17 protein-coding genes and 1 riboswitch are annotated in these 19456 nt (G+C 38.4%); of the genes, 11 read left to right on the forward strand and 6 right to left on the reverse strand.

Annotated elements, in window-relative coordinates; all coding sequences use genetic code 11:
* Positions 1 to 37: 37 nt before the first annotated feature.
* A complete protein-coding gene (locus ABE34_RS00340; RefSeq protein ID WP_197139603.1) occupies positions 38 to 706 on the reverse strand; it encodes a class A sortase in 669 nt (222 codons plus the stop codon).
* Between the two features lie 162 nt (positions 707 to 868).
* A complete protein-coding gene (locus ABE34_RS00345) occupies positions 869 to 1054 on the reverse strand; it encodes a 2-hydroxymuconate tautomerase (RefSeq protein WP_053484500.1) in 186 nt (61 codons plus the stop codon).
* 170 nt (positions 1055 to 1224) lie between these two features.
* Between ABE34_RS00345 and ABE34_RS00350 the strand changes: the two genes are divergently transcribed.
* On the forward strand, positions 1225 to 1740 hold the full coding sequence (locus ABE34_RS00350) for a YwhD family protein (RefSeq protein ID WP_197139605.1): 516 nt from the start codon (positions 1225 to 1227) through the stop codon (positions 1738 to 1740).
* 349 nt (positions 1741 to 2089) lie between these two features.
* On the opposite strand, the gene ABE34_RS00355 is transcribed toward ABE34_RS00350, so the two are convergent.
* Positions 2090 to 4147, reverse strand: coding sequence for a transglycosylase domain-containing protein (locus tag ABE34_RS00355; protein WP_197139607.1), 2058 nt, complete (start codon positions 4145 to 4147; stop codon positions 2090 to 2092).
* A gap of 403 nt (positions 4148 to 4550) precedes the next feature.
* Here ABE34_RS00355 and speB point away from each other — a divergent pair, with 403 nt between their 5' ends.
* Complete coding sequence (gene speB / locus ABE34_RS00360; RefSeq protein WP_197139608.1) at positions 4551 to 5423, forward strand: agmatinase; 873 nt, start codon at positions 4551 to 4553, stop codon at positions 5421 to 5423.
* A 350-nt stretch (positions 5424 to 5773) separates the two neighbouring features.
* On the opposite strand, the gene ABE34_RS00365 is transcribed toward speB, so the two are convergent.
* Together ABE34_RS00365 and ABE34_RS00370 are read right to left on the reverse strand one after the other, a co-directional pair.
* The gene (locus ABE34_RS00365; protein ID WP_197139610.1) at positions 5774 to 6886 is read right to left on the reverse strand and encodes a hypothetical protein; all 1113 of its coding nucleotides are present in this window, start codon (positions 6884 to 6886) and stop codon (positions 5774 to 5776) included.
* A 382-nt stretch (positions 6887 to 7268) separates the two neighbouring features.
* Entirely contained in the window at positions 7269 to 7985 is a 717-nt protein-coding gene (locus ABE34_RS00370; RefSeq protein WP_079559354.1) for a 3-ketoacyl-ACP reductase, read from the reverse strand.
* A gap of 165 nt (positions 7986 to 8150) precedes the next feature.
* On the opposite strand from ABE34_RS00370, the gene ABE34_RS00375 reads away from it, so the two are divergent.
* The 4 genes from ABE34_RS00375 (at position 8151) to ABE34_RS00390 (ending at position 11453) form a co-directional block, all read left to right on the forward strand.
* Positions 8151 to 8540 (forward strand): winged helix-turn-helix transcriptional regulator, encoded by a 390-nt coding sequence (locus ABE34_RS00375; protein ID WP_197139612.1) that lies wholly within the window; start codon positions 8151 to 8153, stop codon positions 8538 to 8540.
* Between the two features lie 471 nt (positions 8541 to 9011).
* Positions 9012 to 9770, forward strand: coding sequence for a CPBP family intramembrane glutamic endopeptidase (locus ABE34_RS00380; RefSeq protein WP_197139614.1), 759 nt, complete (start codon positions 9012 to 9014; stop codon positions 9768 to 9770).
* A 361-nt stretch (positions 9771 to 10131) separates the two neighbouring features.
* Positions 10132 to 10701: a TetR/AcrR family transcriptional regulator gene (locus ABE34_RS00385; protein ID WP_197139616.1), complete on the forward strand. Its 570-nt coding sequence runs from the start codon at positions 10132 to 10134 to the stop codon at positions 10699 to 10701.
* Complete coding sequence (locus ABE34_RS00390) at positions 10698 to 11453, forward strand: CPBP family intramembrane glutamic endopeptidase (RefSeq protein ID WP_197139618.1); 756 nt, start codon at positions 10698 to 10700, stop codon at positions 11451 to 11453. Before ABE34_RS00385 ends, ABE34_RS00390 begins: the two co-directional genes overlap by 4 nt.
* A gap of 55 nt (positions 11454 to 11508) precedes the next feature.
* Here the strand turns inward: ABE34_RS00390 and ABE34_RS00395 are convergent, their stop codons facing one another.
* Positions 11509 to 12447, reverse strand: coding sequence for a threonine ammonia-lyase (locus tag ABE34_RS00395; protein WP_197139620.1), 939 nt, complete (start codon positions 12445 to 12447; stop codon positions 11509 to 11511).
* 206 nt (positions 12448 to 12653) lie between these two features.
* Here ABE34_RS00395 and ABE34_RS00400 point away from each other — a divergent pair, with 206 nt between their 5' ends.
* From ABE34_RS00400 to ABE34_RS00420, 5 genes are all read left to right on the forward strand, one after another.
* On the forward strand, positions 12654 to 13085 hold the full coding sequence (locus ABE34_RS00400) for a DUF1934 domain-containing protein (RefSeq protein ID WP_197139622.1): 432 nt from the start codon (positions 12654 to 12656) through the stop codon (positions 13083 to 13085).
* On the forward strand, positions 13085 to 14752 hold the full coding sequence (argS, locus tag ABE34_RS00405) for an arginine--tRNA ligase (protein WP_197139937.1): 1668 nt from the start codon (positions 13085 to 13087) through the stop codon (positions 14750 to 14752). The genes ABE34_RS00400 and argS overlap by 1 nt, the downstream gene beginning before the upstream one ends.
* 759 nt (positions 14753 to 15511) lie before the next feature.
* Positions 15512 to 15901 (forward strand): MerR family transcriptional regulator, encoded by a 390-nt coding sequence (locus ABE34_RS00410; RefSeq protein WP_241747125.1) that lies wholly within the window; start codon positions 15512 to 15514, stop codon positions 15899 to 15901.
* Entirely contained in the window at positions 15894 to 17396 is a 1503-nt protein-coding gene (locus ABE34_RS00415) for a class I adenylate-forming enzyme family protein (RefSeq protein WP_197139626.1), read from the forward strand. The genes ABE34_RS00410 and ABE34_RS00415 overlap by 8 nt, the downstream gene beginning before the upstream one ends.
* A gap of 1 nt (position 17397) precedes the next feature.
* Positions 17398 to 19065 carry an acyl-CoA dehydrogenase family protein gene (locus ABE34_RS00420; protein WP_197139628.1) on the forward strand — a complete coding sequence of 556 codons (1668 nt, stop codon included), beginning with the start codon at positions 17398 to 17400 and terminating at the stop codon, positions 19063 to 19065.
* A 154-nt stretch (positions 19066 to 19219) separates the two neighbouring features.
* Positions 19220 to 19402: riboswitch (cobalamin riboswitch) on the forward strand.
* Positions 19403 to 19456: the final 54 nt, after the last annotated feature.

The following is a 19456-nucleotide window of genomic DNA, read 5'->3' on the forward strand; positions in this document are numbered from 1 at the left end:
TCGTAAAAATCTTGGGGTTTTTCTTATGCTAGAAGTGCTAGAAGGTATCTGATAGTTTTGCAGGTGCTTTGTCGAATGGATATTGCTCGACAAATTCTGCTTGAACGGCAAGTCGTTTCGTACCCTCATCAGCACATGTAACGAGGGTTAGAAGAGTTTTATCAGGAATATCATCAATAACATAAACATCTGTTGCAGAGATGATTTCCTTATTTGTGATCTTGTACTCATAAATATTCGTTAAATCCGTTAAATAAAGTGTATCTCCTATGCTAGCTTTATATAAGGGGCCAAATAAAATATCTTTTTCCTCAAAATAATGACCTGCTAATGCGTAGTTTCCTTGTCCAAGTTTTTGAGTAGGCTTCATCGTGCCTGCTCCAACGGCAAGAGCGGCGTTACCAACTCCTTTGACGATAGGTAGTTTCATATCCACACTAGGGACTGCGATACTACCGATGACAGGCATTTTACTGGCGGTTGTCTGCGCTTTTAAAACTTCTGCAATGGAAAGGGATTGCACGGCTTCAAATTCAAAATCGGCATCTGCATTTTTGTTTTTGGCCATCTCCTTAGCGCTGTAATCAGTTGTATTTAATTGTTTACTCAAATGGGCGATAATTGCATGTTGAATGGGGTTAATGAAAATAAGTAAGAAGCCAACGATAAGCATACAAATGAGTAGTGGCAGTTTAAATTTATTCATGTCATAAAACACTTCCTAGTATTGAAATTACGAGTTACGGGTCCTGTTTTGTATCTAGAACCGAAAAATGTCTGTAACAAGCTTCTAAACGTTACAAAGCACTAGAAGGCTACCATACGTTAAAAATGGGTAGAGCTTTATGTGCTCTACCCGTTCTGATCTTTATTTATCGCTGAAGCGTACGCCTGCAACACCGTAATGGTTTTTAGACATTTCTTCGATGAAGACTGTTACATTTTCTGGTGGCGCATTCACTGTACGAGAAACGGCTTCTGTTACTTCTTTTACGAGTGCACGTTTTTGTTCTTCTGTACGACCTTCAAGCATTTTCACTGTTACGTATGGCATAATATTGCCTCCTTTATTGAATAATGTTGTATAGTTAGTTTATAAGAAAGTATTATATAAACTTCTTACTTATATGTAGGCATTTGCGCAATGCTAGTAGCGTTCATTACGATGCTAATGCGCATAACGATGCTTTACTTTTATAATAGCAGAATGGAGGTAGTTAAAGTATGGCAAATGAAGAAAAACCAAAACAAAAAATGGGCTTTACTATTATTAAAAATGATCCAACAGACGGACATAAGGGATTTGGTATCGGTTCGCTTTCGCTTGAAAACGTATCGCCAGTCATTATCGATATAGAAGAGGGGACGGCATCAGTTGAAATCGGTGCTATGCATGCTCGCAGTGACGTGGAACGAGGTATTAAATTTACGACAGACCGCGCAGATTCAGAAGGTGGGAAAGCGTATTGGCTAGTATGGGTGACAATTGACCATAAAGCGGATGGACCTTACTATGCGGGTGTAACTGCGTGTGAAATGGTAGTTAATCGAGAAAAGCGTCGTGGCTATAAAGTTTTAGCTGATCATGTGAATAAAATGGATAAATCTATGAAGCGTCACATTATTGTAGAACATATGGATGCGCCGTCTAAAAAGGTGTTAGCTTCTTTCCTAGCCGAGCTCAATCCGGATTTATGGGCACGTAGTGAGGAGCAATTGCGTCAAGGTTTATTTGTTTAATAGACCTACAATGATTGAACAATCTGTGACATTTCATAATCGCTTTCATATAAGGTTGAAAGTGGGTTTGAAACCAAGTAAACTTGATAAAGAACTTACATTTTAGTAAGCTAGGACACTTGGTTCTGCGAATGTGATGAGCGCTATGCGGCATTTGAACAACCCAAACCCAAGCCAAATGCCCCATGATTCTCATCTACTTCGCGAACCATAAATAAGAAAAGCTTTCTGTTCCCACGGACACAGCTCCGGGGAAGAGAAAGCTTTTCTTTTTCGTATATGTCTGTTACTTTGTCGAGAGCCTTCGCTAATAAAACGCTTATTGCTAATAAAGGTTCCGCATGATTCGTTAATTTTTAAAAATGTTGAATGGGAGCATATTCCAGAATTCTCCCCACGTATCAGTATCGAGAATATCAAAGTTTGAAGAGCATTTTTCAGTTGGTACATCTTTAGCATCCATATAGATGAGACGTTGTTGAGGGCAGGCATTTGTCGCTAATTTACCTGATTCAATATCGATGACCGCACCTTTAACGCCTTTCGGTTTTTTGAAATCCTCGTTCTTTGTTCCTTTATTGACAGTCTCCATAAAGTCGATCCAAATTTGCTTAGTAGCAGCAGTATCTTCTTTTTCCGTTAGATTTTTTCCTTGATCATAGCCGTTCCATACGCCAGCGGTTAAGCTAGGTGTAAATCCAATCAGCCACTGATCACTATTAGTAGAGCCAGATTTTGCTGCATACGTATGCGTCATACGAGAGCGAATGCTAATCCCTGTAGCGGGAGAATAATCACTAAAGACTGGATCGAAAATACCTGTCATCATCTCTGTTAAAATATACGTATTTTCTTTTGAGAGAACTGTTTCAGCTTCTTTATTAACTTCTTTATTTTCGTAGATAGTATCGCCGTTAGCATTTTTAATAGAAACAATAGTAGTAGGCGTAGTTTTTTTACCTTGCGATGCTAAAATATTATAAGCATTCGTCATTTCATATAATGTTGTTTCAGTCGTTCCAAGCGCCATGGATAAATTGTCCTTCTTACCAATAGTCACGTTGAAGCGATCAGCCATTTCGTGAAATGGTTTAAAGCCAATCTCCTCTAAAGTTTTAACAGCGTAAATATTATCAGAAATAGCGATAGCTTGTGCCATCGACATATCATGGTTTGCAAATTGACCGTTAACATTTTTAGGTGAATATGTGGCCCGTCCATGGTCATAAGTGAAAGTTGTCTCACCTACATCTAAAAATGTTAATGGTGTATAACCATTCTCTAAAGCTGCCGCATATAAAATAGGTTTAATGGTCGAGCCTGGCTGACGTTTTGCCTGTGTAACTCTGTTAAAAGAACTTGCAGCATAGTCACGACCTCCAACTAATGCTGTAACGGAGCCTGTATTGGATTTCATACTAACAAAAGCAGTTTGAAGATCATCAGCAGGCATATGTTTAGCTACAGCTTCTTCAGCTGCCTTTTGATGTTCTAGATTAATCGTTGTTTGGATAGTCCAGCCACCCTCACTAATGTCGAGATTTTTTGATTTTAAAATTTCACTAGCCTCTTGCCATGCTACGTCAAGGAAAAATGGTGCTACAGATTTTGTGGCTACCCAGCTATCATTCTTTAAGACAAGCTTTTCACTTTCTGCACGCGTTCTTTCATCTTGCGTAATAGCACCTTGATCGGTCATCAATTTTAAAATAACGTGTTGGCGATTAGTTGCCTTCTCTAAATTAGCAATAGGTGAGTAAATACTTGGTCCTTTTGGAACCCCGGTTAACATTGCTGCTTCCGCAAGTGTTAAATCTTTTGCAGATTTTCCATAATAAAATCGGCTTGCAGCTTCTACGCCGTACATACCGTGGCCGTAGTAAACAGTATTTAAGTAACCTTCTAGTATTTCATCTTTATCATAAAAAACTTCTAATCTATAAGCATACAGTGCTTCATTTAATTTTCGCGTCCACGATTTCTCATGTGAAAGATATAGATTCCGAGCATATTGTTGTGTAATTGTACTTGCTCCTTGAACTTTACTTCCAGCCTTAATATCAACTAATATTGCACCAGCGATACGAGAAAAATCCAAACCGCCATGCTTATAAAAATCTTTATCCTCAACAGCTACCACTGCTTGCTTTAAATAGGGAGACATCTCATCAAGACTAACCCAGTAACGTCGTTCATTCGCAAAGTGATCCCCAATTTGGTTCTCATTTTCATCTAAGAAAATAGAGGCTTTCGGTACGGTTAAAGGCGGGGCACCAGCCACTTGAACATAGACGCGTAAAGCTATAAATGCTACTACAATTGCGGATGTAAAGGCAACAAAATAAGTAAGTGCTTTACGTGTACGCTTTGAACGTTTTTGCTTACGTTGATAGCTTTTTCTCTTCATCCGACTTCACCTCGTTTTCTCACACTTGCGTATAGTATGTGTTTGAACATTCATATTTAATCGAAATTATTGGTAAAAACTATTGCACTTTATTCAAAAACATCTATACTTTTTTTGTACTGTTTGAAATGCTAGCATTCGACAAAAGAATAGCACATTGTAGATTTTAATCGAATTCTGCTAGACGTTCCAATAATGTATACGAGGATACAGGGATAGAGGTTTCATTACATTCCTGTAAGCCCTTAATAGAGGTTCCTTATCAAAAGTTATAAAACAGATTTCATGTGGAAAAATGATTGGAGGGAGATTAGACACCCCCAATCGAAACGGAAATCAATTCAGTAATGAACTGATGAAAATGAATGTAATAGGATTAATTTCTAAAGGTGGAGGTCTATTAATGAGATTTGATGAGGCTTATTCAGGAAATGTTTTTATAAAAAGTCATCCTACATATGAGGATGCTCAGGCGGTCATTTATGGTATGCCAATGGACTGGACAGTTAGTTACCGTCCGGGCTCACGTTTTGGCCCACAACGTATTCGTGAAGTATCGATTGGTCTAGAAGAATACAGCCCGTATTTAGACCGTGAGTTAGAAGAAGTGAAATATTTTGATGCGGGTGATATTCCGTTACCATTTGGCAACGCACAGCGCTCGTTAGATGAAATTGAAAAATATATCGAGACGCTTTTAGCGGATGGTAAAATCCCTGTTGGTATGGGTGGCGAACATTTAGTATCGTGGCCTGTTATGAAAGCTGTATCAGCAAAGTATGATGATCTAGCAATTATTCACTTCGATGCACATACAGACTTACGTGTAGAATATGAAGGGGAGCCACTTTCACACTCAACACCTATTCGCAAAATTGCTGAACATATCGGACCGAAAAATGTATATTCATTTGGTATTCGTTCAGGTATGAAAGAAGAATTCGAATGGGCGAAAGAAAATGGCATGCACATTTCAAAATTCGAAGTGCTAGAGCCATTAAAAGAGGTATTACCGTCTTTAGCAGGTCGCAATGTTTACGTTACGATTGATATAGATGTACTTGATCCAGCACATGCACCAGGTACAGGAACAGTAGATTGCGGAGGCATTACATCAAAAGAATTACTAGCGTCAATCCATGCAATTGCAGCAAGTAACGTCAATGTAGTGGGCTTTGACCTAGTTGAAGTAGCACCAATCTACGATACATCAGAAATGACAGCGAATACAGCTTCGAAGTTATTGAGAGAAATGATTTTGGGCTGGGTAAAATAAGTATAAATTGGAATGGGGTTAGCTTTAAGCTAGCTCCATTTTTCTTAGAGAACGTAGCCCATGTATGAATCATTTCAGAAGTATTTCCTAATGGTTCGGAAATAGCTTTTACAGGGATATCATTTGTTGCAAGTGTATGCCGTAACCCATTTTTTCTTAGTGCAAAGTTGTCACCAACTCTTGATAAGGGCAATTTGGGACTCGGCAAAATTGCAGACTGTTAATGGCCACTGAATTATGGCGAGAGAATACTGACATTAAGCGTTAGGACGGTTCTATAAGGAGACAAAAAAGGGGTAATCCCTAAATCATTGTTTAATGACTTTTGGGATAACCCCGAAATATATTTATTAATGCTTTGGTTTATAAACTTTACCGTTTATCGTTACTTTAGAAGCTGAGATTAGTATTTCTTTATTTGCTTCATAATATGGATTTAAAATTTTATCGATAGCATCCCATTTTTCATTTGATTTTTCATAGTCACTTTTTTTAGCAAGAGCTGTTGCTTCTTCATAAAGCTTTTTTAACTCTTTTTGATCATTTGGCTTGATTTCAAAATCAAAGTTAGAAAAGTAATCTTCAAAGCTAATTGGCTTAAAATAAGGATTAATCATTTCATCGAATTCACTCCATAGCTTGTCAGATAATTGTTCATTTGTATCTTTATCAGCTTTTTTAGCATCATTGTATAAAGTTTTTAGTTTTGGCATGGCTTCAACCGGGATATCCAATTCCAAATCTGAGATGTATTCTTCAAATGTTAACGGTGGATTTAGAGCATCTAAGTAAGGCTGAAGAACCTTTTGGAATTCATCAAATTTTTCTTGTGCATCCTCTTCTTTATTGGATTTTTCTAGTTTTATCCACTGTTGATAAATATCTTTCAGTTGTTTTTGATCTTTTTCTTTAATAACTATATTTTTTTCACTAAATCCATACTCTTCAATGAACTCTTCAAAAGATATAGGTACCCAGCTAGTTAAAATATACGGCTTTGTGATTTTATCCATTTCAAGATTAACTTTTTCTACTTCATCATATTTCTCTTCTTTTTCTAACTTCTTCGTTTGATTAAATAACTTTTCTAATTTTGCTAGGTCTTCTTTTGTTATTTCTTTAGGTAAGCTTTTTTTATATGCGTCAAACGTATAGAAGTCTGAATAATCTTGTACTAAGCTACCTTCTACAGAGATTTCCTGACCGTCTACTAAGTTCATTTTTTCTAATTGCTTATCTGAAAATTTCTGAATGCTGATATAGTAGTTTTTGCCGTCGTTCCCTTTAATTGAAATGCTATCCCCGTAAACACTTTTAATAGTTCCTTTAATTTGTTGTTCAGCTTTAACAGTTATTTCGTTTGTTGTTGCTGTTGTTGCCTCAGCTTGATGTGGCGTGAAGACAGCCATCCCTATTGTTAATGCTGATACAATCATCCAAGATTTTTTAGTTGTTTTTTTCATAATTATTTCTCCTTTTGTTTAAATGGTTTAATTACTAATTATTGGACGTCTTTCCAACTACAAAAAGTTAGTTATAGTTGAAAAATTTTTTAAATAGTTGGAAGGTATAGATCGATAAATAAATCGAAGGCGAAAAAAGAGGCTATACATTTAATGAATGATGAGTTAGAACTTGAGGAAATAAATCTCTTTAAGTGGTGTGCTAGAAGAAGGTGCTTGAAATGAACTTGTATAAAAGAGCAGAATGGTAAAATAAATAGGGTATTTGAAATGAAGCGGGTGAGTGGGGTTAACTTAAACTGTATGGATCCCATAGAGCATATTGTTAAGAAAAGAAAGACGCCATCCAACATACATCGGATAGCGTCTTCAAATAGTTCTATTAAGGATTCGTTGACCAAAGTCCAGCATGTTTTAAGACAACACGTGGGTGAAGTTTTAGTTGTGCAACCATTAAATCTGCTAAATCTTCTGCTTGCATCACTTTTTCTGGATTGCCGTCTGTTAAGTTTAGTTCAACAGCCATATCTGTAGCAACTGTACTTGGCGTTAATGTTGTAACGCGAATATTTTTCTTACGCACTTCAAGCATTAATGACTCACTTAGTCCGATAACTGCAGCTTTTGAAGCCGAGTATGCGCTTGTAATTGGTGCACCTTTTTGACCAGCTGTTGAGGAAATATTAATGATATCGCCTGTATTGCGCTCGATCATCTCTGGTAATACTGCGCGTGTTGTGTAATACACACCTTTTACGTTAACATCGATAATATTTGTCCATTCTTCAGGCGTTAAGTCCATGAAGCCACCGAATTTTGAAATACCAGCATTGTTTACTAAAATATCGATCGCGCCAAGCTCACCGCGAATAGATTCAACGGCTGTAGTAATAGAGTCTAAATCAGCTACGTTTGCCGCAGCGATGGCTACCTTCACATCATATTGTTTAAGTTCCTCTGCTACTTGTTGTAAATTTTCAAGCGTACGTCCAACAAGACCTACGTGAATACCTTCTTGCGCAAATGCTACTGCTGTTGCGCGTCCAATTCCACGTCCAGCTCCTGTAATTAACGCCACTTTACCTGCGATTGCTTGCATATTTTTCTCTCCTTTAGATAAGATCGTTTTATTTAGACGAAAAAATAGATTAAGATTTGTCTTTAAGACTAACCTCATTTTACTACGGTTTTCAACATTGTGAAGAGTGCACTTTTTTGTGCGGAGGTTACTAAAAGTTACTTATAGGAAAAGGGAGTTAGCTTTATGTCAGATAAATTAAGAGAAGAGATAAAAGAGAGAATAATAAATAACGATTACCATTGTGAAAAAGAACTTACCTTATCGATCATAAGTGGTAAATGGAAGGTTGTTATTCTGTGGCATTTAGGCGTCGAAGGACCACATCGCTTCAGTGAGCTTCAAAGACTTTTTCCGAAAATATCTCATAAGATATTATCAAACCAATTACGTGAATTGATGGAAGATGGGATTGTTCATCGAGAAGTGTTTCCAGAAGTTCCTCCGAAAGTCGAGTATTCAATGACTGAACTAGGGATGACGTTATTACCAATCGTTGAAATGATGTATGAATGGGGGAAAAATAGAATCAATCAAATTAAACAAGAAAGCAATAACGAGGTCATTTCGGATTAGTTAAATTGAAGTTGCTGTTTGTAACTTTAATGCAATTTATTAATATGGGGCTAAAAGTGGGGAGGCGGAATGAGATCACTTTTAGCCCCACTTGCTTTTAAAATTTGGCTGACACGATCACTGTTGTTCATCACAATTGCATTTACAAAGTGGATTTTATCATTTCTTCGGAAACTTTTTGATTAGTTTCACATACATTGTTGACATAGCTAGGAAAAAAATTTGCATTATAGGTAACGGATGTTACCTGTTGGATGGAGACAAATTTTTTTGATCAAAAGAGCGATTTACAAGGAGATTTTATTGGATTGTGCATTTGAAATGGTTAGGAAGAATAACGTTGATAGTGTGAATACAAGGGATTTAGCAAAAGAGTTAGATTGCTCGACAAAGCTTAAGTTTGGAAATTGAAAGTATTTAAAAAGACGTTTTTGAAGGCGTTAAACAAAAATTATTGAATGGAGAAAATAAATGAAAATGAAAAATTCACCTATTCTTTTATCAATATTATTTACTGTGCTTGCACTTGTTTTTCCTGCTATAGCTGGGGCAATTATAACAATCAAAAATATAAATAGCGTAGGCTCAATATTTTTGATTCAATTTATCTCCACTGCAGCTGGTGTTCTAGTTATTCTTTGGATCATGAAAAAAAGTAAATTCTCTTTCCGAGATTTCGGATTCAGAAAGTTTAAAGTAGAGGCGTGGTTGGCTGTTATCGTTGTTTTTGAGCTGGTTCCATTCTTAAATGGTATTACAGATAATGATGGTTTTTCTGCGCAGTATGTATTTATTTTACTTCTATTTGTTATTGCAGTTGGTTTTTGTGAAGAGCTTATTTTCCGAGGTCTAATTTTCAAATATTTATCAGCAAAAGGGCTTAAAGTGGCTATTATAGGTTCCTCAATTTTGTTTGGTATTGGACATCTTGCAAATTTAGCTTTCGGTCAGGATTTTTTTATGACATTACTACAAATTATTTTTGCATTCCTCTTTGGGCTAGTTTGTGCAGAAATTGTAGCAAAAACGAAAAATATTATTTTCCCGATTGTCTGGCACGCTATGCACGATTTTATAGCTTTCTTGACTGATAAAAGTGAGCCGAATGTCCTTGCGGTTTCTATTTATGTCTTTCAGTGTATAGTGTTAATAGGGCTCGCGATTTATTTCTGGAGAGCTTTATTTACTAACAAAGATAAGGCGGGAGCGATAATTATAAACAATGGGTAGCCTTAGAGTTACGTTTAATGGAATCCGCTAAGTGAAATGGTACTAAGCTATATAAAACAATTTATTTAACTTCTTTCAGCTGGTGTCCAAACACCTGCTGAAAGAAGTTAAAGCCTCTGGACGATATGCCGAGGCATAATTGATTAATGTGGGGCTAAAAGTGAGGAAGCGTAATGAGCTCACTTTTAGCCCCGCTTGCTTATACGAGTTGGTTAACATAATCACTGTTGTTCAACACAATATATTTGGAAAGATAACTATTTCGTTATTTTGGAATTTTTGGAACGCCTTATTGACATGAACAGGAAAATATTGTTACATTATAGGTAACGGATGTTACCTATTGAGGGAGGCGAATTTTTTGGCACCAAAAGAACGATTTACAGAGGAAATTTTATTGGATTGTGCCTTTGAAATGGCAAGAAAAAGTGGCATTGATAGTATTAATGCAAGGGATCTCGCCAAAGAGTTAGGGTGTTCGACAAAGCCTATTTTTCGATTGTTCTCAAGCATGGATGATTTAAAGTATGCAATATATGAAAGAGCCGGCAATCTTTATAACGAAAGAATGTTTCAAGGCTTGCAAGAAAGTTCTTTTTTAGGGATGGGTTTGGCTTATATTAACTTTGCTCGCGAAGAAAAAAAGCTATTTGAGCTATTATTTCTATCCAATAAATATAAAATCTCCAGTTTTTCGGATTTAATAAATGACGTAGAAAATCAAGGAATCATAGCGCTGATTTCTAAACTTACAGGATTAACTCAAACCTCTGCTAAATCTTTATTTATAGATATATGGTTAACTACGCATGGTATTGCGACAATGTGTGCGACAAATACTTGCGATTTAGTTAGCTCGGAAATTGAGGGTATTTTAATAGATGTTTTTGAAGGCGTTAAACTAAAATTATTGAATGGAGAGAATAAATGAAAAATTCACCTATTCTTTTATCGATACTATTTACTTTACTTGCACTTGTTTTTCCTTTCATAGCTGGTGTAATTATAGCTGTCAAAAATATAAGTAGCTTAAGCTCTGTAACTTTGATTCAATTTATTGCCTTTGCAGTTGGTGTACTAGTTACTCTTTGGATCATGAAAAAAAGTAAATTCTCTTTCCAAGATTTCGGATTTAGAAGGTTTAAAGTAGAGGTGTGGATGGCTGTTATCGTTATTTCTGAGTTGACTGCATTCTTTAGTGGTATTACAGATCGAGATGGTTTTTTTGCGCAATATGTATTTATTTTGCTTCTATTTGTTATTGCTGTTGGTCTTTATGAAGAGTTTATTTTCCGTGGCCTAATTTTTAAATACTTATCAGCAAAAGGGCTTAAAACGGCTATTATAGGCTCTTCAATTTTGTTTGGAATTGGACATCTTGTACATTTAGCTGACGGTCAGGATTTTTTATTGACATTAATGCAAGTAGCTTTTGCATGCCTCTTTGGGTTAGTTTGTGCAGAAATTGTTGCAAAGACAAAAAGTATTATGTTCCCAATTATCTGGCACGCTACGCATGATTTTATTGCGTTCATGACCGATAAAAGTGATCCGGATGTTCTTGCTACTTCTCTTTATATCCTTCATTGTCTAGTGTTAATTGGTCTCGCAATTTATTTCTGGAGAGCTTTATTTCCTAAAAAGGATGTTATGAAATTGAAAAGTACTGAGAGTTACGTTTAAATACGATAAGCAAAAAAGCATCTACTCGTTAAATTTGAGCGGATGCTTTTTTTGTCTATTTTTCTAAAGTTTCTAATCCTACATTACCTCCTGAAATGAGGAAACATACTTTTTCATTTTTACGAATAGGTAAAGCTCCTTGCAGGGCAGCGCCAATTCCGATAGAAGAGGAGGGTTCTGCGATAATTTTACCCTCGGAGAGTAAGGTTTTCACACCACATTGGATCAAAGCCTCATCTACACTTACAACCTCATCGACAAGCTCTTGGACAATTGGAAAATTCCGTTCACCGGGCTGTAAAGTTAGTAGGGCATCTGCCAAAGATTTGTGTTCGGCTAAAAGCAATCTTTCACCAGCTTCTAAGCTTTTTGTATAACGCGAAACAACGGCAGGCTCCACACCAATTATTTTGATATGAGGGGCTATGGATTTGACAGCAGTTGCAATGCCACTTAATAATCCACCACCACCAATAGGAACAACTATAGTATCGACATCTGGGAGCTGTGCTACTATTTCCAAGCCTATTGTTCCTTGGCCTGCCATAATATCGTAATCATCATAAGGGTGTATGTTGCAATAGCCATAATCACGACTAAGTTTTTCAGTTAGAATATGTCTTTCTGAAAGCTTACACTGTACAACCTCCGCACCTAAGGCATGTATGCCATCAACCTTAACGGTAGGAGCTGAATCCGGTAGAACAATTGTTGCCTTACTATTTAATAGATTGGCAGCATAGGCCACACCTTTGCCATGATTACCTGAGGATGAGGCTACTACACCTTTTTGTAATTGTTCTAACGACATGGAGAGCATTTTATTGAGAGCCCCTCGAAGCTTAAAAGAGTTTGTTTTTTGCATATTCTCGGCTTTTATGTAGACGTGACATCCTAAAAGATGATCGAGCCCGTTTAATCGAATAATAGGCGTTTCGAATATATAAGGAGAAATTCTTTGTTTAGCAGCATGAATTTGTTCGATTGTTAACATAAAGCAACCCCCATCCCAATGAAATGATTAAAAATTCAGACTTTATAACATAACTGTAGATTTACTGGGTATTTGTGTCAATACTTAAATGGTAAGTAATTCTGAACAAACATCGGATAGAATACTTACTTCTATCTTGAAAAAATATGAGTATTCATCCTATAATAAAAAGGTTATAGTAAAAACATTAAAAGGGAGCGTCCATAATGGCGAACGAAGCAAGATCGCAGGTGAACATTAAGCTCATTTCTAAGATTCGACCGATTGAAGGGGAATCTGAAGGTTATGAAATGTTGCTGACAGGGCAGCTACTTGAAAAAGCAGGAAGTATATATTTGAAATATGAAGAGGTGCAGGAGGATAAAACCATCCGCACAACTATGAAGCTAGGCAATGAACAGGCATTAATTATGCGTAATGGAGCAGTAAAAATGCGATTACCACTTAACATAATTGAACAACAAATGGGTCATTATGAAAGTGAATTAGGTTCAATGCCACTCGTCGTAGACACGAAGGAAATGACGTTTACAAAGCAGGCAGTAAGTGGAGATTTCCATGTACAGTACGATTTACTAATGGGTGGGCAATCCGTTGGCAATTATACATTAGACATTACATTTACGGAGGTACAATGATGAACGCAGTAGAACAAGTACAACAAGCCATTAAAGTAGCAATTGCGCAGGCTGTTGAAAAAGCTGGTTTAGTCGAAGCTGGCACAGAGTTAAATATTCACCTAGAAACACCGAAGGATAAGGCGAATGGGGACTATGCAACAAACATTGCAATGCAATTAACGAAGTTAGCAAAAAAACCACCTCGTGCGATTGCAGAAGCAATTTTAGAAAACCTAGACACAGCAGGAACAGATATCGAAAAAATCGATATTGCTGGCCCTGGCTTTATGAATATTACTGTACGTAAAGATTTCCTAACAGGTGTAGTAAAAGCAGTGCTTGAACAAGGTGCTGATTATGGCCGTTCAAATGCTGGCGCAGGAGAAAAAATTCAAGTTGAATTCGTATCTGCAAATCCAACAGGAGATCTTCATTTAGGTCATGCACGTGGAGCTTCTGTAGGGGATTCATTATGTAATGTGTTAGATATGGCAGGTTACGCAGTATCTCGTGAGTACTACATTAACGATGCAGGTAACCAAATTAATAACTTAGCGTATTCACTTGAAGCGCGTTATAAGCAAGCTTTAGGATTGGATGCTGAGATGCCAGAGGATGGCTACCACGGTCAAGATATTATTGAAATCGCTGGTAAACTAGTAGGAGAGCATGGCGATGCAATTTTATCAAAATCTGAAGAAGAACGTTTTGCATTCTTCCGTCAACATGGTTTAGCGTTAGAATTAGCCAAGTTAAAAACAGACCTTGCAAACTTCCGTGTAAACTTTGATGAGTGGTATTCAGAAACTTCACTATACGAGAACGGCAAAATCGAAGTAGCTTTAGATAAACTGAAAGCGAATGGCCATGTATTTGAAGAAGACGGTGCTACTTGGTTCCGTTCGACAACATTTGGCGACGATAAAGACCGCGTGTTAATTAAAAATGATGGCTCTTTCACATATCTGACTCCAGATATCGCATATCATGAAGATAAAATTGTACGCGGCTTCGATAAATTAATTAATATTTGGGGCGCTGATCACCACGGCTATATCCCACGTATGAAAGCTGCTATTCAGGCGCTTGGTTACGACCGTGATACACTTGAAGTAGAAATCATCCAAATGGTTCAACTTTATAAAAACGGTGAGAAATTCAAAATGTCTAAACGTACAGGGAACGCTGTTACAATGCGTGAGCTTGTAGAAGAAGTTGGCTTAGATGCAGTTCGTTACTTCTTCGTGAAAACTGCAGGCGATTCTCACATGGACTTTGACCTTGACCTTGCCGTATCTCAATCAAACGAAAACCCAGTGTATTACGCACAATATGCGCATGCACGTATTTCTTCAATTTTACGCTCAGCAAATGAGCAAGGCTTTGCTGCAACAACAGATCATTTAAGCCTGCTAACTGCTGAAAAAGAAATCGATTTACTGAAAAAAGTGGGCGACTTCCCGAAAATGGTTGCAGATGCTGCGAAGCACCGTACACCACACCGAATCGCCAACTATATTCAAGAAACAGCAGCTGCATTCCACAGCTTCTATAACGCTGAAAAAGTGTTAGATGCTTCAAATAAAGAGCTAACAGAAGCTCGCTTAGCCCTAATTACTGCTGTGCGTACAACAATCGCCAACGCACTACGCTTAATCGGCGTTTCAGCACCAGAAAAAATGTAATAATCGTCTTTCCAGCCCCCGGCACGATCATGTGCCGGGGTTTTTTGTTTTAGGTAGCAAGAGCGGTTGAGGCGACGGAAAGAATGGCGGGGCGACAGTAAGAGTGGCCGGGGTGAGGGAAAGATTCCGGGGAGGTGGAAAGAATAGCCGAAGTGACGGAAAGAATCGCCGAAGCGACGGAAGGAGTAACCGTGGCGACGGAAAGAATAGGCGAAGTGACGGAAAGAACCTGCAGGGCGACGGAAAGAATCCGAAGCGACGGAAAGAATCGCCGAAGCGACGGAAGGAGTAACCGGGGTGACGGAAAGAATAGGCGAAGTGACGGAAAGAACCTGTAGGGCGACGGAAAGAATAGGCGAAGTGACGGAAAGAACCTGCAGGGCGACGGAAAGAATCCGAAGCGACGGAAAGAATCCGAAGCGACGGAAAGAATCCGAAGCGACGGAAAGAATCGCCGAAGAGACGGAAAGAATCGCCGTGGCGACGGAAAGAATCCAAAGCGACGGAAAGAACAGCCGAGGCGACGGAAAGAACCGGCAGAGTGACGGATAGAATCCCAAAAAATGTGGATAGAACCATCAAAAACGTGGATGGAACCCCCAATATCGTGGATAGAACCATCAAAATGCCAGATAATATCTCCGAAATAATCAGATTCATCTCTCTAAAACTATAATTTTCTGTAAAATTCATATATCTTGTTGAAGTTTACGTTAGCGTCAATGATATACTGATGAAAAATGGAAAGGGGAGATGGTGTTGAAGACGATTCAAGAAGTGGCTAAGCAGTTTAAGGTTTCAACACGGACAATTCGCTATTATGAGGAGCTGGGGCTGCTTCATCCTAATCGATCATCTACTAATCAACGAACCTTTTCAAAAAAAGAATTAGCGAAGCTTAAGCTTATTTTCCGAGGGAAGCGGTACGGTTTTTCACTTGAGGAGATTAAGGAGATGGTGTTGCTGTTTGATTATGATCGCACAGGTATTCAGCAGTTGGAGCGTACGGTCGAATATGGGGATCAAAAAATTGAAGAGATTGATGGCAAAATTGCAGAGCTTGTACAGATGAAAAAAGAGATACAGCAATTACAAGGCATATTTACAGAAAAATTAGCGACTTTAAAGGGAGAGATGCTTGATGAATAGTTCGAATTTGTTAGCACGTAATGCGCGAAAGTACCCTATGAGTGAAGCGGTTGTTTGTCAGGGCAGACGAGTAACTTATCGTGATTTAGATGAGCAAGTGACACGTTTTAGTCATGCTTTAGTAGAGCAGGGTGTGCGGCAAGGCGATAAAGTAATCATTTTTATGCCTAATGTTGTAGAGTTTGTTGTTAGCTATTTTGCTATTCAGCGCATCGGGGCTATTGTCGTTCCAGTAAATGCGAAATTTACGTTGCAGGAGGTCGAGTATGTAGCGCAGCATGCTGATGCTAAAGCTATTCTAGTACATGAAGCAATTTTTGCAGCGGTCGAAAATATCACGGTAATTCCTTTGAAAATCAAAACAGGCCAAGAGAAGGCTGGTTGGTTAAACTATGAAACACTTATTCAACAAGCGAGCATTCAAACAATTGATTGCCAGTTGAATGAAGATGATGTTTCAACGATTTTATATACGTCGGGTACAACGGGAAAACCAAAAGGTGTGTTGTTTAGCTATCGCAATATTTTATCTGTAGCGCAAATGATTGCAGTGGAAATGGAAGTAAAGCCAGAAAGCCGGATTCTTCTTATGATGCCGTTAACGCATTCAGCTCCATTACATTTATTTTTAATGGCAGGGGTACTTGTAGGATCAACAAACGTGTTAACACCAACGTTTACACCTGATTTATTTATTGATTCAATTGAGCAGGAGCGGACAACGCATTTCTTTGGAGCACCTGTTGCATATTTGTTAACTGCCCAACTGCCAAGATTGCAAACAGCTGATTTATCATCTATGAAATGGTGGGCATATGGTGGCGCACCGTTATCACAAAGTGAAGTCCGTCATTTACAAAAAGCTTTCAGAACAGAAAATTTAACTTGTGTCTATGGCTTAACAGAGGCTGGGCCAAACGGTTCAATATTGCTTGGTGAAGAGCATGCAACGAAGGCGGGGAGCGTTGGGCGACGTGCACCTCTTGGAGCAGAGCTGCGTATTATCAACGACAATGGAGAAGATGTCAGTGTTGGTGAAGTAGGAGAAATTGTGTTATTCGGTGAGAGCAATATGCTGGGCTATTACAAGGATGATATCGCAACAAAGGCTGCATTTATAGATGGCTGGTTAAAAACAGGGGACTTAGCTCGCTTAGATGAGGACGGCTATATTTGGATTGTCGATCGTAAAAAGGATGTCATTTTTTCAGGCGGTGTGAATATTTATCCGAAAGAAATTGAAGATCGTATGTTGAGCTATGAGGGAATATTTGAAGTTGCTGTAATAGGTGTACCGCATCCGGAATGGGGAGAAACGGTGAAGGCTGTTTATGCTGCTAAAACAGAAATTGACGAGAACGAACTTAAAGCTTATTTGGAGGAGCATCTTGCTAAATATAAAATTCCACGCATGTTTGAACGTGTGGAAGCGCTACCACGGAATGCGTCGGGCAAAATACTAAAACAAACTTTGAAGGGACAAGAGGTGAGATAGCATGAAGGTTTTACAGCAGGAAGAAATGAAAACAACAAACTTTTTTACAGAGAATGATACACTTCAAAACGTTTTAGAAATGATGCTAGATAAAGAGTTTGCGGAATATGCAACACGTGAGCTAACAGATTTCGGTGAGCTTTGTGCCGGAGATATTGATGTGAGAGCCAAACATACGGATAGAGAGGGTGAACCTCGATTACAAAGGTATAATGCCTATGGTGAAGAAGTGTCAGAGGTTTGGGTCAATGACGGCTATAAAAAAACAATTGAGGAGACGTACAATACAGGCATTGTTGGTTACGTGCATAAGGATATTCCGCAATTAGGTAGAAAGGGCAACTATGTGTATAGCTTTGCTCAAGGCTATATACTATCACATGCTGAGCCAGGCTTTTACTGTCCAGTTACGTTAACGATGGCAACTGCTTATCTGCTTGATCATTATGCGAGTGATGAAGTGAAGCAGCGCTTTTTACCACATGTTTGTGCAACGGGAGATACAGAGCTTTATGAGGGGGCTACATTTTTAACGGAGCGTCAAGGTGGCTCTGATGTCGGAGCGAATGTTTTAGAGGCAAAGCAGGACGGCAAGCAGTATCGTTTATATGGCGAGAAATATTTTGCGTCTAACGCAGGAATGTGTGGAGTAGCCATGGTATTGGCACGCATAGAAGGGGCTCAGGCAGGTTCAAAAGGTTTAACATTATTTGCAGTTCCATGGCGCAATGAGGATGGTACAGTTAATAATCTGCGCATTCGACGCTTAAAGGATAAACTTGGCGTTAGAGCCGTACCTTCCGGTGAGGTAGAATTTGATGGAGCATTAGCTTATGTTGTCGGTGACCTAAATAAAGGAATCTACTATATGTTGGAGGCGCTAAATTTATCAAGAATTTGCAATGCGGTTGCTTCTATCGGCATTATGCGCCGCGGCTATTTAGAGGCGAAGCACTATGTGACGAATCGCCATGCATTTGGTAAACCTTTAACGCAATACCCTATGATTCAGGATACACTAGGGAAATTCGCTGCCAAGCTTCATGTAGAAGTTGCAACGGTTTTTGATCTTATTCAGCTGTACGATAAAGTAACTAGTGGGCAGGGGAATAAAGAGGACATTATTTTGAACCGCTTGTATATTGCGATCATGAAAAAAGAAACGGCAGAGCAAGCTGTTCATTATGCGAGTGAAGCAATTGAATTACATGGCGGAAACGGCTATATTGAAGATTTTGTTACACCACGGTTATTAAGAGATGCACAGGTCCTTACTGTGTGGGAGGGGACTGCGAATATTTTAGCATTAGAGCTCATTCGCTTAGTTGATAAGTTTCATGTGCATGAAATGTTTGTTCGTGTCATGGAAGAACGTCTTGAAAAACTAGCTGACAATTCATTAGTGGAAATTGTAGTAGGGCAATTAGCAAAACTAAATTCAACTTTGCAAACATTTAGCCATTTAGATGATGCAACAAAAACGTTTGAGGCAAAAAAGGTCGCGGAGCAAATGGCACATTTATATGAAAGTGTTGTAGCAGTTGAATGGGCACAAAGATTCGGCGGCAAATATGAGAAGCTAGCAGATATTTATTTAGAGAGCACATGGGCATTACGAGAAATGGGTGCACCAATGAAAACGGTACAGTATTTTTCAGACATAGTTTAACTTTTTTCAGCGGGTGTCCAAACAAAATAGAGGAACCCAGTCTAAAAATGCCACGTCCTGTCGCAGCAATTTATCTGTGCGATCAGGCATAATTGATTTGATGAAGAGTCGTCTCGAATGGAGGCGACTTCTTTGATTTTCATGTATAATACAATCAACTGAATATTATAAAGGTTCTTTACTTAAGTAAAGTGAAAAGGGAAATCGGTGTAATTCCGATGCGGTCCCGCCACTGTAAGTGTGAGTTTTTTCAATCTGCGCCACTGAAAATTTCGGGAAGGCTTGAAAAAGTGTATGAAGCATGAGCCAGGAGACCTGCCTTTATAGAAAACACGTTGTAGCCTACGAGGATAGGATGGTGGATTTTGTATATGTATATTGTGCAAATTTG

It is taken from the genome of Lysinibacillus sphaericus, from assembly GCF_015844675.1.
In the GTDB taxonomy this organism is placed as follows: Bacteria; Bacillota; Bacilli; order Bacillales_A; family Planococcaceae; genus Lysinibacillus; species Lysinibacillus sphaericus_E.

What these genes read in the sequence shown, in the direction of transcription:
- ABE34_RS00415 (WP_197139626.1), top strand. Translation starts at nt 15,894, where the DNA reads ATGAATAGTTCGAATTTGTTAGCACGTAATGCGCGAAAGTACCCTATG.
- ABE34_RS00355 (WP_197139607.1), bottom strand. Translation starts at nt 4,147, where the DNA reads ATGAAGAGAAAAAGCTATCAACGTAAGCAAAAACGTTCAAAGCGTACA.
- ABE34_RS00395 (WP_197139620.1), bottom strand. Translation starts at nt 12,447, where the DNA reads ATGTTAACAATCGAACAAATTCATGCTGCTAAACAAAGAATTTCTCCT.
- ABE34_RS00370 (WP_079559354.1), bottom strand. Translation starts at nt 7,985, where the DNA reads ATGCAAGCAATCGCAGGTAAAGTGGCGTTAATTACAGGAGCTGGACGT.
- ABE34_RS00375 (WP_197139612.1), top strand. Translation starts at nt 8,151, where the DNA reads ATGTCAGATAAATTAAGAGAAGAGATAAAAGAGAGAATAATAAATAAC.
- ABE34_RS00350 (WP_197139605.1), top strand. Translation starts at nt 1,225, where the DNA reads ATGGCAAATGAAGAAAAACCAAAACAAAAAATGGGCTTTACTATTATT.
- ABE34_RS00390 (WP_197139618.1), top strand. Translation starts at nt 10,698, where the DNA reads ATGAAAAATTCACCTATTCTTTTATCGATACTATTTACTTTACTTGCA.
- ABE34_RS00380 (WP_197139614.1), top strand. Translation starts at nt 9,012, where the DNA reads ATGAAAATGAAAAATTCACCTATTCTTTTATCAATATTATTTACTGTG.
- argS (WP_197139937.1), top strand. Translation starts at nt 13,085, where the DNA reads ATGAACGCAGTAGAACAAGTACAACAAGCCATTAAAGTAGCAATTGCG.
- ABE34_RS00345 (WP_053484500.1), bottom strand. Translation starts at nt 1,054, where the DNA reads ATGCCATACGTAACAGTGAAAATGCTTGAAGGTCGTACAGAAGAACAA.
- ABE34_RS00420 (WP_197139628.1), top strand. Translation starts at nt 17,398, where the DNA reads ATGAAGGTTTTACAGCAGGAAGAAATGAAAACAACAAACTTTTTTACA.
- ABE34_RS00340 (WP_197139603.1), bottom strand. Translation starts at nt 706, where the DNA reads ATGAATAAATTTAAACTGCCACTACTCATTTGTATGCTTATCGTTGGC.
- ABE34_RS00400 (WP_197139622.1), top strand. Translation starts at nt 12,654, where the DNA reads ATGGCGAACGAAGCAAGATCGCAGGTGAACATTAAGCTCATTTCTAAG.
- ABE34_RS00365 (WP_197139610.1), bottom strand. Translation starts at nt 6,886, where the DNA reads ATGAAAAAAACAACTAAAAAATCTTGGATGATTGTATCAGCATTAACA.
- speB (WP_197139608.1), top strand. Translation starts at nt 4,551, where the DNA reads ATGAGATTTGATGAGGCTTATTCAGGAAATGTTTTTATAAAAAGTCAT.